Annotated in this window: 12 protein-coding genes; 7 read left to right on the top strand and 5 right to left on the bottom strand. The window is 71.4% G+C overall.

Translation table 11 applies throughout. The features are described from left to right. Nucleotides 1-30 precede the first annotated feature (30 nt). The gene (locus BKK81_RS25130; RefSeq protein WP_197524069.1) at nt 31-720 is read right to left on the bottom strand and encodes a response regulator transcription factor; all 690 of its coding nucleotides are present in this window, start codon (nt 718-720) and stop codon (nt 31-33) included. A 251-nt stretch (nt 721-971) separates the two neighbouring features. Between BKK81_RS25130 and BKK81_RS25135 the strand changes: the two genes are divergently transcribed. Genes BKK81_RS25135 through BKK81_RS25160 form a run of 6 tightly spaced genes read left to right on the top strand, consistent with a single transcriptional unit; the run spans nt 972 to nt 11,687 of the window. After that, on the top strand, nt 972-2,342 hold the full coding sequence (locus BKK81_RS25135; RefSeq protein WP_083384428.1) for an efflux RND transporter periplasmic adaptor subunit: 1,371 nt from the start codon (nt 972-974) through the stop codon (nt 2,340-2,342). A gap of 3 nt (nt 2,343-2,345) precedes the next feature. Continuing rightward, nucleotides 2,346-5,501, top strand: a complete 3,156-nt coding sequence (locus BKK81_RS25140) for an efflux RND transporter permease subunit (protein WP_071018647.1) — start codon at nt 2,346-2,348, stop codon at nt 5,499-5,501. Continuing rightward, nucleotides 5,498-6,991, top strand: coding sequence for an efflux transporter outer membrane subunit (locus BKK81_RS25145; protein WP_231908214.1), 1,494 nt, complete (start codon nt 5,498-5,500; stop codon nt 6,989-6,991). Before BKK81_RS25140 ends, BKK81_RS25145 begins: the two co-directional genes overlap by 4 nt. A 5-nt stretch (nt 6,992-6,996) precedes the next feature. Then, nucleotides 6,997-8,238 (top strand): efflux RND transporter periplasmic adaptor subunit, encoded by a 1,242-nt coding sequence (locus BKK81_RS25150; RefSeq protein ID WP_071018649.1) that lies wholly within the window; start codon nt 6,997-6,999, stop codon nt 8,236-8,238. Nucleotides 8,239-8,251: 13 nt separating this feature from the next. Then, nucleotides 8,252-10,228: a MacB family efflux pump subunit gene (locus BKK81_RS25155; RefSeq protein WP_071018651.1), complete on the top strand. Its 1,977-nt coding sequence runs from the start codon at nt 8,252-8,254 to the stop codon at nt 10,226-10,228. Nucleotides 10,229-10,232: 4 nt separating this feature from the next. Beyond that, nucleotides 10,233-11,687 (top strand): efflux transporter outer membrane subunit, encoded by a 1,455-nt coding sequence (locus BKK81_RS25160; protein ID WP_231908215.1) that lies wholly within the window; start codon nt 10,233-10,235, stop codon nt 11,685-11,687. Between the two features lie 70 nt (nt 11,688-11,757). On the opposite strand, the gene BKK81_RS25165 is transcribed toward BKK81_RS25160, so the two are convergent. From BKK81_RS25165 to pstS, 4 genes are all read right to left on the bottom strand, one after another. Beyond that, the gene (locus tag BKK81_RS25165) at nt 11,758-12,066 is read right to left on the bottom strand and encodes an H-NS histone family protein (RefSeq protein ID WP_071018654.1); all 309 of its coding nucleotides are present in this window, start codon (nt 12,064-12,066) and stop codon (nt 11,758-11,760) included. Nucleotides 12,067-12,775: 709 nt separating this feature from the next. Further along, complete coding sequence (locus BKK81_RS25170) at nt 12,776-13,219, bottom strand: BLUF domain-containing protein (protein ID WP_071018656.1); 444 nt, start codon at nt 13,217-13,219, stop codon at nt 12,776-12,778. Nucleotides 13,220-13,230: 11 nt separating this feature from the next. Next, nucleotides 13,231-13,956, bottom strand: coding sequence for a GTP cyclohydrolase I (folE, locus tag BKK81_RS25175; RefSeq protein ID WP_071022283.1), 726 nt, complete (start codon nt 13,954-13,956; stop codon nt 13,231-13,233). A 133-nt stretch (nt 13,957-14,089) separates the two neighbouring features. Then, on the bottom strand, nt 14,090-15,184 hold the full coding sequence (gene pstS / locus BKK81_RS25180) for a phosphate ABC transporter substrate-binding protein PstS (RefSeq protein ID WP_231908216.1): 1,095 nt from the start codon (nt 15,182-15,184) through the stop codon (nt 14,090-14,092). Between the two features lie 217 nt (nt 15,185-15,401). Here pstS and BKK81_RS35660 point away from each other — a divergent pair, with 217 nt between their 5' ends. Continuing rightward, complete coding sequence (locus BKK81_RS35660; protein ID WP_156811444.1) at nt 15,402-15,599, top strand: arsenite efflux pump ArsB; 198 nt, start codon at nt 15,402-15,404, stop codon at nt 15,597-15,599. The last annotated feature ends 22 nt before the right edge of the window (nt 15,600-15,621 follow it).

A 15,621-nucleotide genomic window follows, 5' to 3' on the forward strand; every position in this document is an offset into this window, starting at 1 on the left:
GCTCCGCGCGGGTCGTGGACGGGCGGCCGCTCAGGCCACCGGCCGGGATTCGAGCCGGTAGCCGAAACCCCACACCGTGGCGATCAGATGATCGGGGCCGCCGGCCGCCGCCAGCTTCTGCCGCAGCTTGCCGATGTGCACGTCGACGCTGCGGTCGTAGGCTTCGCGCGCGCGGCCCAGGATGCGCTCGGAGAGCTCGTCCTTGGAGATGGCGCGGTCGACGTTGCGCAGCAGGTATTCGAGCAGGTTGAACTCGGTCACGGTCAGTTCCAGCAAGGTGTCGGCGAAGCGGGCGATGCGCTGCGCCGGCTGCAGGACCACGCCGGCCGCCGCCAGCTGGTCCGCCGGCCCCGTGCCCTGGCCCTGTCCCTGCCCCTGTCCCGTTCCCGGCATGCCGCCGCCGTGCTGCGTGCGGCGCAGCACGGCACGCAGCCGCGCCACCAGCTCGCGCGGATAGCAGGGTTTGGGCAGGTAGTCGTCCGCGCCCAGTTCCAGGCCCACCACGCGGTCCACGTCGCTGCCCTTGGCGGTGAGCATGAGCACGGGCACGGCGGCGCGCTGGCGGATCGCGCGCAGCACGTCGATGCCGCTCATGCGCGGCAGCATGATGTCGAGCACCACGGCGTCGTAGGCGCCGCTCACGGCGGCCTCGGTGCCGGCTTCGCCGTTGCCGCATACCGTGACCTCGAAGCCTTCGGCTCCCAGGTATTCGGCCAGCATGGCACACAGTTCGGCGTCGTCGTCGATGAGCAGGATCTTCACATTCGGGTCTCGTCAGGGGGCCGTTCATATGGCCCCCATGCGGCGCCATTATGGGTGGCGGCCCGGGCGCCGGCAATGCGCCGTGACCTGCCGTCACCCGCCTTTACACCTTCTTTACACCTTGCTTGCCGGCTGCTTACCCCTGCGACGGCGCGCTCTCGGGACAATCTGGCCATGGCGCACGATCGCGCGCAGACCGGAGTCAAGGCATGATATTCCCGTCCGGGCCGGGTGGCCGGCGCGGCACCCGCGAGCCCTCGCATCGCGGCCCAGCATTCCTCGTCGGGCACCGCCCCGAAGTGCTTCCCCAATCCCTGCCGCAGCGCGGGCACCCGCGCCGTACCGGGGGGCTGGCCGTGGCCCTGTGCCTGGCCGCCGCGCTGGCCGCCTGCGGCCGCCAGGCGCCACCGCCACAGGCCGCCGCCGTGCCCGAGGTCAGCGTGGTGACCGTGCGCGCGGCGCCGGCCGCCGTGACCAGCGAGCTGCCGGGCCGCGTGTCCGCCGTGCAGAGCGCCGAGGTGCGGCCGCAGATCAGCGGCATCGTGCGCCAGCGCCGCTTCACCGAGGGCGCCATGGTCAAGGCGGGCGACGTGCTGTACGAGATCGACGATGCGACCTACCGTACCGCTGTCGACAACGCCAGCGGCACGCTGACCCAGGCCGAGGCCACGCTGGCCACCGCCCAGGCCAAGGCCGAGCGCTATGCCGGCCTGCTCAAGATCCAGGGCGTGAGCCGCCAGGACTACGACGACGCGGTGGCCAGCGCCAAGTCGGCCGCCGGCGCCGTGGTGTCGGACCGCGCCGCGCTGCGCAGCGCCCGCATCGACCTGGAGCGCACCCGCATCCAGGCGCCGATCTCGGGGCGCATCGGCAAGTCGAGCGTGACCGCCGGCGCACTGGTGACCGCCAGCCAGGACAGCGCGCTGGCCACCATCAACGACCTCTCGGCCGTCTACGTCGACGTGACGCAGTCGAGCGCCGAGCTGCTGCGCCTCAAGAAGGAACTGGCCGCCGGCAGGCTGCGCCAGGCCGGCGATGGCGCCGAGGTCCGGCTGCGCCTGGAAGATGGCAGCCTCTATCCGCTCGCGGGCCGGCTGGCCTTCACCGACGTCACGGTCTCCGAGACCACCGGCACCGTGACGCTGCGCGCCACCTTTCCCAATCCTGACGGCCTGCTGCTGCCGAACATGTACGTGCGCGCGCTGCTGCAGGAGGGAGTGGACGAGCAGGCCATCAAGGTGCCGCAGCTCGCGCTGGCGCGCGACGCCAAGGGCAATGCCTCGGTCAAGGTGGTCGACGCCGGCGGGCGCGTCGCGACCCGCGCCGTCACGGTGCGCGGCAACGCCGGGGCCGCCGGTAACGCCGGCAACGACGCGCTGGTCGCCGGCGGCCTCGCCAGCGGCGACAAGGTGCTGGTCGACAGCCTGCAGACGGTGCGCGACGGCATGCAGGTGAAGGCGGTGGAAGCCGCCGCCGCTACCGCCGCTACCGCCGCTGCCCCCGTCCGCCAGGACGCCGCGTCCGTGCCCGCCGCCAGCCCGGCCGCCGGCGCGGCCGCCACCGTCACCGCGGCGAGGTAAGCGATGGCCAGCTTCTTCATCGACCGTCCGGTCTTCGCCTGGGTCATCGCCCTGGTGATCGCGCTCGCCGGCGCGCTTTCGATCACCACCCTGCCGGTGGCGCAGTATCCCGACATCGCGCCTCCCTCCGTCTCGATCTCCGCCACCTATGCCGGCGCCTCCGCCAAGACCATCGAGGACAGCGTCACCCAGGTGATCGAGCAGAAGATGAAGGGCATCGACAACCTGCGCTACATGGCCTCGACCAGCGACTCGGCGGGCAATGCCAGGATCACGCTGACCTTCAATGCCGGCACCAACCCCGACATCGCCCAGGTGCAGGTGCAGAACAAGCTGCAGCTGGCCGAGCCGCTGCTGCCCACCGCGGTGCGCCAGCAGGGCGTGACGGTGACCAAGGCTTCGTCGAGCTTCCTGCTGATCGCCGGCTTTGTCTCCCGTACCGGCAAGCTCGGCCAGGCCGACCTCTCCGACTTTGTCGCCGCCCACGTGCAGGACCCGATCGCGCGCGTCGACGGCGTGGGCGACGTGCAGCTGTTCGGCGCGCAGTACGCCATGCGCATCTGGCTCGACCCGGCCAGGCTGCAGCAGTACGCGCTGGAGCCCGCCGACGTGACCAGTGCGCTGCAGGCGCAGAACACCCAGGTCTCGGCCGGCTCGGTGGGCGCCGCGCCGGCGCTGGCCGGCCAGCAGGTGCAGGCCACGGTGACGGCGCAGAGCCGGCTGCAGACCCCCGGGCAGTTCCGCCGCATCCTGCTGAAGACCAATAGCGACGGCTCGGAGGTGCGGCTGGCCGATGTGGCGCGCGTCGAGATCGGCAGCGAGAGCTACGACTCGGTGTCGCGCTTCAACGGCAAGCCGGCCACCGGGCTGGCCGTCAAGCTGGCCACCGGCGCCAACGCGCTGAAGACCGCCAACGCGGTCAAGGCGCGGCTGGCGCAGCTCGAGCTGCCCGCCGACGTCGAGGTCGTCTATCCCTACGACACCACGCCCTTCGTCAAGATCTCGATCGAGGAGGTGATCAAGACCCTGGCCGAGGCCATCGTGCTGGTGTTCCTGGTGATGTACCTGTTCCTGCAGAACCTGCGCGCCACCCTGATCCCGACCATCGCCGTGCCGGTGGTGCTGCTGGGTACCTTCGGCGTGCTGGCGGCGCTGGGCTTCTCCATCAACACGCTGACCATGTTCGGCATGGTGCTGGCGATCGGCCTGCTGGTGGACGATGCCATCGTGGTGGTGGAGAACGTCGAGCGGGTGATGACCGAAGAAGGCCTGTCGCCGCGCGAGGCCACACGCCGCTCGATGCCGCAGATCACCGGCGCGCTGGTCGGCATCGCCCTGGTGCTGGCCGCGGTATTCGTGCCGATGGCCTTCTTCGGCGGCTCGACCGGGGTGATCTACCGCCAGTTCTCCGTGACCATGGTGTCCGCTATGGCGCTGTCGGTGCTGGTGGCGCTGGTGCTGACGCCGGCGCTGTGCGCCACGCTGCTGCGCGCGCCGGCGCCGCACGCGGGCGGGCACGGTGGCGGTGACGGCGCGGGCGGCGGCTTCTTCGGCTGGTTCAACCGCGCCTTCGCGCGCGGTGCCGCCGGCTACCAGGACGGCGTGCGCCGCGTGCTGACGCGCCCGCGCCGCTGGCTGGCCGTGTTCGCCGTGCTGGGCGCGGTGATGGTGGCGGCGTTGCTGCACCTGCCGGCTTCCTTCCTGCCCGACGAGGACCAGGGCATCATCATGACCTCGGTGCAGCTCCCGGCCGGCGCCACCCAGGCGCGCAGCGTGGCGGCGCTCGAGCAGGTGGAGCGCTACTACCTGCAGCACGAGGCGGGCGCGGTCGAGTCGGTGTTCGGCGTGGCCGGCTTCAGCTTCGCCGGCAGCGGCGAGAACGTCGCCATGGCCTTCGTCAAGCTCAAGGACTGGAGCGCGCGCGGCGCCGGGCAGGGCGCGGCGGAGGTGGCGGCGCGCGCCAACCGCGCCTTTGCCGGCCTGCGCGACGCGCGCGTGTTCGCCATGATGCCGCCGGCGGTGCAGGGCCTGGGCAATGCCAGCGGCTTCGACCTGGAACTGCAGGACAGCGGCGGCCTCGGCCACGACAAGCTGGTGGCCGCGCGCGACGCGCTGCTGGCCGCCGCGGCCAAGGAGCCGGCGCTGGCCGGCGTGCGGGCCAACGGCCTCGACGATACGCCGCAGGTGCAGCTGTCGGTCGACTTCGCCAAGGCGGGCGCGCTGGGCGTTGCGGTGGCCGACGTCAACGATGTGCTGTCGACGGCCTGGGGCGGCGCCTACGTCAACGATTTCCTGCACGAGGGCCGCGTCAAGAAGGTCTACCTGCAGGGCGAGCCGTCCAGCCGCATGCAGCCCGCGGACATCGCCCAATGGTATGTGCGCAACAGCAGTGGCGCGATGGTGCCGTTCTCGGCCTTCGCCACGGCCGCCTGGACCTATGGCGCGCCCAGGCTGGAGCGCTACAACGGCCTGTCGTCGATCGAGATCGTCGGCAGCGCCGCGCCCGGGTACGCCAGCGGCGATGCCATGGCGGCACTGGAGCGCCTGGTCAAGCAGCTGCCCGCCGGCATCGGTGCCGAATGGACCGGCCTGTCCTACGAGGAGCGGCTGTCCGGCTCGCAGGCGCCGGCCCTGTACGCGGTATCCGTGCTGGTGGTCTTCCTGTGCCTGGCCGCGCTGTACGAGAGCTGGTCGATCCCGTTCTCGGTGATGCTGGTGGTGCCGCTGGGCGTGCTCGGCGCGCTGCTGGCGGCCACCCTGCGCGGACTCTCCAACGATGTCTATTTCCAGGTCGGCCTGCTCACCACCATCGGCCTGACGGCGAAGAACGCGATCCTCATCGTCGAGTTCGCCAAGGCCCGCCACGAAGCCGGCGAGGCGCTGCTGCCCGCCACGCTGGCGGCGGCGCGCATGCGCCTGCGCCCCATCCTGATGACCTCGCTGGCCTTCATCCTGGGCGTGGTGCCGCTGGCTGTCAGCCATGGTGCCGGCTCGGCCAGCCAGCACGCCATCGGCACCGGCGTCATCGGCGGCATGGCGGCCGCCACCGTGCTGGGGATCGTCTACGCCCCGCTGTTCTACACCCTCGTCGCCGGCTGGCTGGGGCGGCGGCGCGAGCGCGCCGCCACGGCCCAGGCGGCAGCGCGGATCGGATCATGACCATGCCCATGCCCACCAAGACCATCGAGCGAATCGTGCCCGCCGCGGCCGTCGTGCCCGTGGCGCCGGGGTACCGCCGGCACGCCGCGGCCGCGCTGGCCGCCGCGCTCCTGGCGCTGGCCGGCTGCACCACGCTGGCGCCGGCGTACCAGCAGCCCGAGAGCGCCGTGCCGTCGACGTTCCCAGCCGCCGCGGCCACCGCCACCGCCGCGCAGCAGCGCCTGATGCCGGCCGAGACGCCCTGGCAGGACTACTTCACCGACGCCAGGCTGCGCAAGCTGATCGCCATCGCGCTGGAGAACAACCGCGACCTGCGTGTCGCGGTGCTCCAAATCGAGAAGGCCCGCGCCGCCTACCGCATCCAGCGCGCCGCGCTGCTGCCGACCCTGTCGGCGGGCGGCAGCGGCACCGCCACGCGCACGCCGGCCGGCCTGTCGTCGAGCGGTGCCGCCACGGTTTCGCACGAGTACACCGCCACGCTGGGCACCTCCAGCTACGAGCTGGACCTGTTCGGCCGCGTGCGCAGCCTGAAGGACGCGGCGCTGGCCAGCTACCTGAACACGGAAGCGGCGCGCCGCGCGGCCCAGATCACGCTGGTGGCCAATGTCGCCAGCGCCTACCTGGCCTGGGCCTCCGACCGCGCGCTGGAGCGGCTGGCACAGGGCACGCTGGCCAGCCAGCAGGCTTCCTACGAGATCACGCGCGGCAGCGCCGCGCTGGGCACGGCTTCGGCCGTGGATGTGAAGCAGGCCGAGCAGTCGGTCGCTGCGGCCCAGGGCGACGTCGCCAGGTATGCCGCCCAGGTGGCGCAGGACGAGAACGCGCTGGCGCTGCTGCTGGGCGCGCCGGTGCCGGTGGAACTGGCGCCGCCGGCCGGCGTGGAAGCGGTGACGGCGGTCGCGGCGGGCAAGGAGATCGATGCCGGGCTGCCTTCCACGGTCCTGCTGGCGCGTCCCGACGTGGTGGAGGCGGAGCAGACCCTGCGCGGGGCCGATGCCGACATCGGTGCCGCGCGCGCCGCGCTGTTTCCCACCATCACGCTGACCGCGGCCGGCGGCACCGCCAGCGCCGGCCTGTCGAGCCTGTTCAAGGCGGGCACCGGCTACTGGAGCTTCGCGCCCAGCGTCAACCTGCCCATCTTCGACGGCGGCGCGCTGCGCGCCTCGCTGGAATCGGCCAAGGTGGCGCAGCGCATCGCCGTGGCGCAGTACCAGAAAGCGGTGCAGAACGCCTTCAAGGAGGTGGCCGACGCGCTCGCCGTGCGCGCCACCATGGCCGACCGGCGCGCGGCGCAGCAGCGCCTGGTGGCGTCGGCGCAGGCGGCCTATGAGCTGTCGCTGGCGCGCTACCGCGCCGGCGTCGAGTCCTACACCACGGTGCTGACGTCGCAGCGCAGCTGGTACAGCGCGCAGCAGGACGACATCTCGCTGCAACTGGCGTGGCAGGACAACCTGGTCACGCTTTACCAGGTCCTGGGTGGTGGCGCATGAGACGGATGCCGAAGATCCTGGCGCAGCCGCGCTGGCGCTGGCCGGCGGCGGCCGGCGCGGTGCTGCTGCTCGCCGGCGCGGCGTTCGCCTGGCGCGGCCGCCCGCAGCCGCCGGCCTACCTGAGCGCCGCCGCGGTACGCGCCGACATCGAGGACACCGTGCTCGCCAGCGGCATCATCAAGGCGGCGCGGCAGGTCTACGTGGGCGCGCAGGTGTCAGGCCAGATCAAGACGCTCGCGGTGTCGGTGGGCCAGCAGGTCAAGCGCGGCGAACTGCTGGCGGAGATCGATTCGCTGACGCAGCAGAACACCCTGAAGAACGCCCGCGCGGCGCTGCGCGACGTGCAGGCGCAGCGCGCCGCCAAGGCAGCGCTGCTCCAGCAGTACGAGCTGGCCTTCGCGCGGCAGGAAGTCATGCTGTCGCAGGATGCGGGCAGCCGGGCCGACTACGACAGCGCCAGGGCCCTGCTGGACAGCACGCGCGCGGGCATCGCCTCGCTCGACGCGCAGATCGAGCAGGCCCGCATCGCCGTCGATACGGCCACGGTGAACCTCGGCTACACGCGCATCGTGGCGCCGATGGACGGCACCGTGGTGGCAGTGCCGGTGCAGGCCGGCCAGACCGTCAACGCGGCGCAGTCGGCGCCGACCCTGGTCACGCTGGCCGACCTCGGCACCATGACCGTGATGGCCGAGATCTCCGAGGCGGACGTGCTGCGGGTCAAGCCCGGCATGCCGGTTTCGTTCACCGTGCTGGGCGAGCCCGACCAGCCCTACCGCACGCGGCTGGCCTCGATCGAGCCGGGCCCGGAATCGATGTCGAGCACCAGTACCGCCACCAGTAGCAGCAGCGCGTCGACGTCGACCGGTTCGAGTTCGTCGAGCAGCAGTACTTCCAGCTCGGCGATCTACTACTACGGCCAGTTCGACGTGCCCAACCCGCAGGGCAAGCTGCGCATCTCGATGACCGCGCAGGTGGCGGTCACGGTGGCGGCGCACCGCGGCGCGCTGACCGTGCCGGCGGCCGCCCTGGGCGCGCGCGGCGACGACGGCCGCTACCGGCTGCGCGTGCTCGGCGCCGACGGCCGGCCACGGCCGCGCTGGGTGCGGGTCGGCATCAACAACCATGTCAGCGCCGAGATCCTCGGCGGCCTGGCGGATGGCGAGCGGGTGGTGGTGGGCGACCCGGCCGCGGCGCAGTCGTCCTCCCGCGGGGGGCCGATGGGCCCGCCGCCGATGGGCATGTGAGGGCGGGGACGGCATGCACACGGCAGAACCATTGCTGGCCCTGCGCGGCGTCTCGCGCAGCTTTCCCGCGGGCGAGGACAGCGTCACGGTGCTGCGCGACGTCGACCTGGACATCGGCGCGGGCGAGATGGTGGCCATCGTCGGCCCGTCCGGCTCGGGCAAGTCGACCCTGATGAACCTGCTGGGCTGCCTGGACCAGCCCAGCACGGGCAGCTACCGCATCGCCGGGCAGGACACGCGTACCTTGGACGACGACCAGCTGGCGCGGCTGCGGCGCGAGCATTTCGGCTTCGTGTTCCAGCGCTACCACCTGCTGGGCGACCTCGACGCACAGGACAACGTCGCCATGCCGGCGGTCTATGCCGGCACGCCGCCGGCCGCGCGCGCCGCGCGCGCACACGCCTTGCTGGAGCGGCTGGGCTTGCCGCACCGCATCGGCTACCGGCCGGCGCAGCTGTCCGGCGGCCAGCAGCAGCGCGTGTCGATCGCGCGTGCGCTGATGAACGGCGGCCAGGTCATCCTGGCGGACGAGCCGACCGGCGCGCTGGACTCGGCCAGCGGCGAGGAGGTGCTGGGCATCCTGGAAGCGCTCAACGCCGCCGGCCACACCGTGATCCTGGTCACCCACGACATGCAGGTGGCGGCACACGCGCGGCGCGTGGTGGAGATCAGCGACGGGCGCATCGTGGCCGACCGGCGCGCTGCGCCATCGGCCGCGGCGGCGCCGGCGCGGATCGAGGCCGGCGCCGCGGCCCTGCCTGCGGCCGGCGCGGGCCGGCACGGCGCCGCGGCATGGCCGCGCCTGGCGGAGGCCGGGCGCATGGCCGCCATCGCCATGCGCGCGCACAAGCTGCGCACCCTGCTGACCATGCTGGGCATCATCATCGGCATCGCCTCGGTGGTGTCGGTGGTGGCGCTGGGCGAAGGCTCGCGCCAGCGCATCCTGCAGGACATCAGCGCCATCGGCACCAATACCATCGAGGTCTATCCGGGCGCCGGCTTCGGCGACGAGCGTGCCGCGCGCGTGCAGACGCTCAATACGCGCGATGCCGACGCGCTGGCCGGCCAGCCCTTCGTCGCCAGCGTGTCGCCGGGCGTCAGCGCCTCGCGCTCGGTGCGCTACCGCAACGTGTCGGCCACCGCCAGCATCGCGGGTGTCGGCGCCGGCTATGCGGACGTGCGCGGACTGACGCTGGCGGCCGGGCGCTGGTTCGGCGAGGACGCGGTGGGGCTGCGGGCGCAGCAGGCGGTGATCGACGACAACACGCGCAAGGCCTTTTTCGCCAGTGCGCAGCAGGCCGTCGGCAAGATCCTGGTGCTGGGCAACGTGCCCTGCCGGGTGGTGGGCGTGACCGCCCCCAAGCAGAGCACCTTCGGCGGCAACGACAGCCTGACGGTGTGGATTCCCTACACCACGGCGATGACGCGCCTGCTGGGACAGAACTACCTGAAATCGATCACGGTGCGCGTGGCCGACGACGTGCCCACCGCGGCGGCACAGGCCGCCATCGAGAACCTGCTGCAGCGCCGCCACGGACGCAGCGATTTCTACGTCAACAATATGGACACCATCCGCCAGACCATCGAATCCACTTCCGCCACCATGACGCTGCTGATCTCCCTGATCGCGGTGATCTCGCTGCTGGTCGGCGGCATCGGCGTGATGAACATCATGCTGGTGTCGGTCACCGAGCGCACGCGCGAGATCGGCGTGCGCATGGCGGTGGGCGCGCGCCCGGGCGACATCCGCGTGCAGTTCCTGCTGGAGGCCGCGCTGGTGTGCCTGACCGGCGGCATCGGCGGGGTGCTGCTGGCAGGGCTGGGCCGGCTGGCCTTCACGGTCTTCGCCGATGGCTTTCCCATGGTGTTCTCGGCGGCGGCGGTCAGCGGCGCCTTGCTGTGCTCGACCGCCATCGGCGTGCTGTTCGGCTTCCTGCCCGCGCGCAATGCGGCGCGCATGAAGCCGATCGATGCGCTGGCGCGGGAGTAAGGCCATGACGCATCGTCTGTCTGCCGTACTTCGCCGCCGGGCCGGCGCGGCATGGATGCTGGCGACCCTGGCCGCCGCGCTGGGCGGTTGCGGCGGGCTGGTCAATCCACCCTACCAGGAGCCGGCGCTGGCGGTTCCGGGGAGCTGGCGGCAGGAGGCGGCGGGCGCCGCGCGCGGGGCCGCCGAGAACGGTGGCGAGGGGGGCGGCGGGGGCGCCGCCAGGGTCGCGCCGGCCGCCGAAGGCGACGGCTGGTGGCGGCGCTTCGGCGATGCCGGCCTGGACCGGCTGATCGAACAGGTGCTGGCGCGCAACGGCGATCTCGCCGCCGCCGCCATCAGCGTGCACGCCGCCCAGCTGCAGGCCCGGCTGACCCACACCGGCGAGCTGCCGACACTGGCCGCCGAATACGATGGCGCGCACGCGCGCGGGCTCGCCCGCGGCGGCAGTGCCACGTCGCACGCGCTGACCGGCACCGTCAGCTACGAAGCCGACCTGTGGGGCAAGCTGGCCCACCTGACCGACGCCGCGCGCTGGGAGGCGCTCGCCACGCAGCAGGACCTGGCCAGCACGCGCCTGTCGCTGATCGGCACCACCGCCAACCTGTACTGGAAGCTGGCCTACCTGGCGCAGCGCATCGCCAGCGAGCAGGACAGCGTGGCCTACCTGGAGCGGGTGCTGGAACTGGTGCGGGTGCAGCGTGCGGCCGGCGCCGCCTCGCCACTGGAGATGCTGGAAGCCGAGCAGAGCCTGGAATCGGAACGTGCCACCTTGTCGCAGCTGCAGGCGCAGCAGGCCGCCGCGCGGCTGTCGCTGGCCGCGCTGCTGGCCGATCCCGCGGCGGACCTGGTGTCGGCGCCGCCGCCCCTGTTCTCGCTGCGGGCGCCGGCCATCGACGCGGGCGTGCCGGCCGGGGTGCTGGCGCGGCGGCCGGACCTGCGCGCGGCGGAGCTGCGCCTGCGCGAGCAGTTCGCCAATGTCAACGCCACCCGCGCCAGCTACTATCCGACGCTGGCGCTGACCGGCACGCTGGGCACCTCCAGCACGGCATTGGTGGACCTGCTCAAGAATCCGATCGGCACGCTCGGCGCGAGCCTGGCCCTGCCGCTGCTCAACTGGCGCCAGCGCGACCTCAGCATCCAGTCCAGCCAGGCCAGCTACGACAAGGCGGCCGTGTCGTTCCGGCAGACGCTGTATGTGGCGCTCACGGATGTCGAAACCGCCTTGTCGGCCCGCACCCACTACCTGCAGCAGGGCGAGCAGCAGCAACGGGCGCTGGCCGCCGCGCGCGCGGCAGAACGGGTCTACGCGGTGCGCTACCGCGCCGGCCAGGTGTCGCTGCGGGCCTGGCTGGAGGCGCAGGAAAGCGCGCGCGCGGCGGAACGGACGCTGGCCGAGAACCGCTACAACCAGCTCACCGCGGCGGTGACGCTGTTCCAGGCACTGGGGGGAGATGTTTAAGCAGAATGCATTGACCTGCCCCGGCCTGGCCGGGGCAGGTCGCCCGGGATGCCCGGGACGCCGCGGGCGATTACTCGGCGTCCTGGATCAGGAAGCGGGCGCGGTTCTTGCCGAGCCAGGCCGGCGCGCGGCCGCGGCCCGACCAGGTGGCACCGGTCTTGGGGTCGCGGTACTTCGGCGGCAGCGGTTCGCTGTGCCGGGTCTTGCTGCCCGCCGGCCGGCCCCGTTTGCGGGGAGCCAGGTCGTCCACCGACAAGTCATATTCCGCCATCAGCGCGCGGATCTGCTCGATGACGCCGGCAATCTCGTTGGCCCGGACTTCCGCGAGTTTTTCTTCCAATACTTTCTTTTCCGCCAGCAACTGCTTGTAAGTGGCCATTGTCGTTATCCTTGAAGGGGGCGCATAGAAATAATCAAACACTTTCCATCATATGGCATTCTCATTGGGAAGGGCAAATCGAATTGTTGAATTACACCAAATCGGCCGGCCTGCGCGAGGTATCCGCCAGCCATTGCGGCGCTCAGGATGTATTCTCTTGCAGTGATTTCCAGTGCCCGGGTGATTTCCCTTTTCTTTTTTCCTTTAATGGCCGCGATCGTTCGCCGTCCCTGCGCTGCATGGGCGGCGCATATACGGCGCATATGCAGCGCACCTGTGGCACACATGTGGTGCACATGTGGCGGGCGCGCGTGGCGGCCTGCGGATAGCGCCTGGCTTGCGCCGCAGTGAGGCCGGGCGAAGCGCCTTCGCCCAATTCCCGCACATGCATGGCGCTGCCGGCAAGGCGATTTAAACGCTGCGAATACCGCAAGCGCGGCTGCAGCAAAAAGGGAGGCTGGCAATCCGATTGGGAATAATCCGGGACGGTAGGCAAGCGTATTTGACCGCATCCGGCAAAGCCGTGGTTTCCGCCGTTCCCATTGCGCCGCGCTTGACGCCGGGTTTGCGAGCGGGCGAGCGGCTGCGATGCCAGGGCAGGGCGCTTTTCCATTGCCTGCCTGTTTCGGCCGCCGCGCGGCCGGCGTGCCGCCGGCACAGGGCGAGGGAAGCCGCGTGGCAGGGGCCTGGCCCGGGACCGGCGGGACGGCTAGCTGCGCCCGCGCTCCGGATTGCGCGCCACCAGCGAGGCCCCGGCGATCAGTTCCTTGAGCAGGGCCAGCGAGGCCGCGCCGCTGGTGCGGTAGGGGTCGAGCTCGCCGTGCGTGGAGTATTTCAGCATGGTGGCCGGATTGACCTTGGCCGCATTGACACGGACCATGGACCAGCCGGGGAAGTCGCGCTGGACGATTTCCTCGAACTGCAGCAGCACCAGCTCATGGTGGCGCGCATCGCGCGAGATTGCCTGGTATAGCGCATTGACTTCCTCGCGGTCGCCTTCCAGCGCCTGCAGGAAGACGCCGTTGCCGTGGCACAGCACGCCGGTGATGCCGTGGCGCGGGTTGTATTCCACGCTGGTGGCGAGGATGTCGTCGATCGCGGCGGGCGCCAGCGGCTGGCGGGCGCGGCTTGCGTACAGCAGGCGGACGAGCATGGCGGCCTCCGTCAGCTACGGTTCAGGCTCAGCAGGGTCAGGAATTCGCGGCGCAGGCTGTCGTCCTTGAGGAAGCAGCCGCGCATCACGCTGTTGGTCATCTTGGCGTCGGTGTCGCGCACGCCGCGCCAGTGCATGCAGAAATGCTCGGCCTCCATCACGATGGCGAGGCCGTCCGGATTCATCTTTTCCTGCAGCAGGTCGGCGAGCTGGGCCACGGCTTCCTCCTGGATCTGCGGCCGCAGCATGACCCATTCGGCCAGGCGCGCGTACTTGGACAGGCCGATCAGGTTGGAGTGCTGGTTCGGCATCACGCCGATCCACAGCTTGCCGATGATGGGGCACAGGTGGTGCGAGCAGGCGCTGCGCACACGCATCGGGCCCACGATCATCAGTTCGTTGAGCTGTTCGACGTTGGGAAATTCGGTGACATTGGGCGCGCCGACGTAGCGGCCGCCGAAGACCTCGCGCAGGTACATCTTGGCCACCCGCCGCGCCGTCTCGCGCGTGTTGTGGTCGCGCTCGACGTCGATCACCAGGCTGCGCAGCACGTCCTCCATGCGCGCCTGCACTTCCTCCTGCAGCGCCTCGAATTCGCCGGGCTCCAGGTAGGCGGCGATATTGTCGTTGGCGTGGAAGCGCTGGCGCGCCGCTTGCAGCCGGGCGCGGATCTGCTCCGAAACCGGCGGGCCGTCGGCCTGGTCCGGACGGGGCGGGACCGGGTGCTGCTTGCTCATGTCGTTCGCGTCCTGGAAAGTGGCGGCGAAGCCGGATGCCATGCCTTACGCCACTATATGGCACGCACCGGGGGGCGACAAGCAAGCGGCGGCAAGGGAGGACAAGCGGTGTCCGCGCGCCGCGGCGGCGCTTTCAGCGCGCGCCGGCCGCCGGCCCGCCCATGCTTTGCAGGCCGATGGCGTTGCCGGCGCGGTCGGTGACGCCGGCCAGTTCGCGGTAGGCGCTCGCCTGCACCCGCTCGGGCAGCGGCACGAAGCGGGCCTGGCGCGCCAGCTCGTCGCCGTGCAGGTAGCCCCAGGCGAGGAAGCGCAGCGCCGCCAGCGTGCGCGGGCCGTCACGGCTGACCGCCGGCACGGCGATGAAGGTGCCCATGGTGATCGGCCAGGTATCGTGCCCCCCGCGGTTGACCAGGGGACTGGCGAAATCGCCCTTGCGGTTCCAGTCGCTGTTGAGCACGGCCTGGCGGAAGGCGTTGACGCCGGCGGCGACGAACTGGCCGGAGGCATTGCGCAGCAGCACGGCGTTCAGGCCGGCCTCCAGCACATAGTTGTAGTCGACGTAGCCGATGGCCCCGCTGGTGCCCTGTACCGCGCGCACCACTTCGCCGCTGCCCTTGGCCGGCAGGAAGCCGGCCGGCCAGGCCACCGTCGAGCGCGCGCCGAAACGCGCTTTCCAGTCGGGGCTGACCTCGCTCAGGTAGCTGGTGAAGTGGAATGTCGTGCCCGAAGCGTCGGTGCGGGCCACCGGGCGGATCTTCAGGCGCGGCAGCGCCAGGCCGGGATTGAGCGCGCGGATCTCCGCCGCGTCCCAGGACTCGATCTGCCCGAGGTAGATCGCGGCCAGCGCCTCGCCGCTCAGGTGTAACTGGCCGGCGGGTACGCCGGGCAGGTTGACCACCGGCACCGCGGCCGTCACCACCGTGGGCACCAGCACCAGTCCTTGGCGCCGGGCCTCGTCCGGGGCCAGCGGCACGTCCGAGGCGCCGAAATCCACTTCGCCGGCGCGGATACGCCGCATGCCTTCGCCCGACCCCACGGCGTCATAGGCGACGGCGCTGCCGGAGGCGGCGCGGAAACTGTCGGCCCAGACGCGGTAGACGGGGGCGGCGGCGGTCGAACCGGCGCCGCGGATCTGGGCCTGGGCTGCGGCGCCGCAGCAGGCCAGCAGCACAAAGGTGGTAAGGAGGGCGCGAAGGCGGGGCGGGAACATGAAGGCGGAGCGGTCCATGCGATGGAGCCGGCGCCAGGCCTGGCGCCGAAAGCCTAGAGGAAAGCACGTCTTGGCACAGGCTCTTGTGAATTCTTTGTGACAGTACTCAAGCCGCCACAAAAGGGCACCGTTATGCAGACATAATGCTCAACCGGGGCGTTCCTGGCCCCGACGACGCCTATCTCGCCAACGACAAGCTTGCGCCCCGAGGCGGCGAACCTGTGAGGACGGGCAAGTGAATCCATTGATCGCGTTTCCCTGCAGCAGCCTTCTTCTCCTGCCCGTTGCAACCGTGCCGCCGCCGCAGGCGATGGTCGAGCACGGTGTGCTGGAGCGACCCGACGCGACCCAGGGCGCCGGCGGCGCGCGCCTGCTGCGCGTGACGATCGGATCGGCCTCCCCCTCGGCGCCGGGGCCGGCGCGGCCGCGCTAGCTGCCGCCAGCCGCCCGCAGGT

Origin of the sequence: Cupriavidus sp. USMAHM13 (assembly GCF_001854285.1) — a bacterium.
GTDB classification, from domain to species: domain Bacteria; phylum Pseudomonadota; class Gammaproteobacteria; order Burkholderiales; family Burkholderiaceae; genus Cupriavidus; species Cupriavidus malaysiensis.

Coding starts and splice junctions, on each gene's coding strand:
- BKK81_RS25140 (WP_071018647.1), top strand. CDS start 2,346: ATGGCCAGCTTCTTCATCGACCGTCCGGTCTTCGCCTGGGTCATCGCC.
- BKK81_RS25130 (WP_197524069.1), bottom strand. CDS start 720: ATGCTGGCCGAATACCTGGGAGCCGAAGGCTTCGAGGTCACGGTATGC.
- BKK81_RS25170 (WP_071018656.1), bottom strand. CDS start 13,219: ATGCTCGTCCGCCTGCTGTACGCAAGCCGCGCCCGCCAGCCGCTGGCG.
- BKK81_RS25145 (WP_231908214.1), top strand. CDS start 5,498: ATGACCATGCCCATGCCCACCAAGACCATCGAGCGAATCGTGCCCGCC.
- pstS (WP_231908216.1), bottom strand. CDS start 15,184: ATGGACCGCTCCGCCTTCATGTTCCCGCCCCGCCTTCGCGCCCTCCTT.
- BKK81_RS25160 (WP_231908215.1), top strand. CDS start 10,233: ATGACGCATCGTCTGTCTGCCGTACTTCGCCGCCGGGCCGGCGCGGCA.
- BKK81_RS25165 (WP_071018654.1), bottom strand. CDS start 12,066: ATGGCCACTTACAAGCAGTTGCTGGCGGAAAAGAAAGTATTGGAAGAA.
- BKK81_RS25135 (WP_083384428.1), top strand. CDS start 972: ATGATATTCCCGTCCGGGCCGGGTGGCCGGCGCGGCACCCGCGAGCCC.
- folE (WP_071022283.1), bottom strand. CDS start 13,956: ATGAGCAAGCAGCACCCGGTCCCGCCCCGTCCGGACCAGGCCGACGGC.
- BKK81_RS25155 (WP_071018651.1), top strand. CDS start 8,252: ATGCACACGGCAGAACCATTGCTGGCCCTGCGCGGCGTCTCGCGCAGC.
- BKK81_RS25150 (WP_071018649.1), top strand. CDS start 6,997: ATGCCGAAGATCCTGGCGCAGCCGCGCTGGCGCTGGCCGGCGGCGGCC.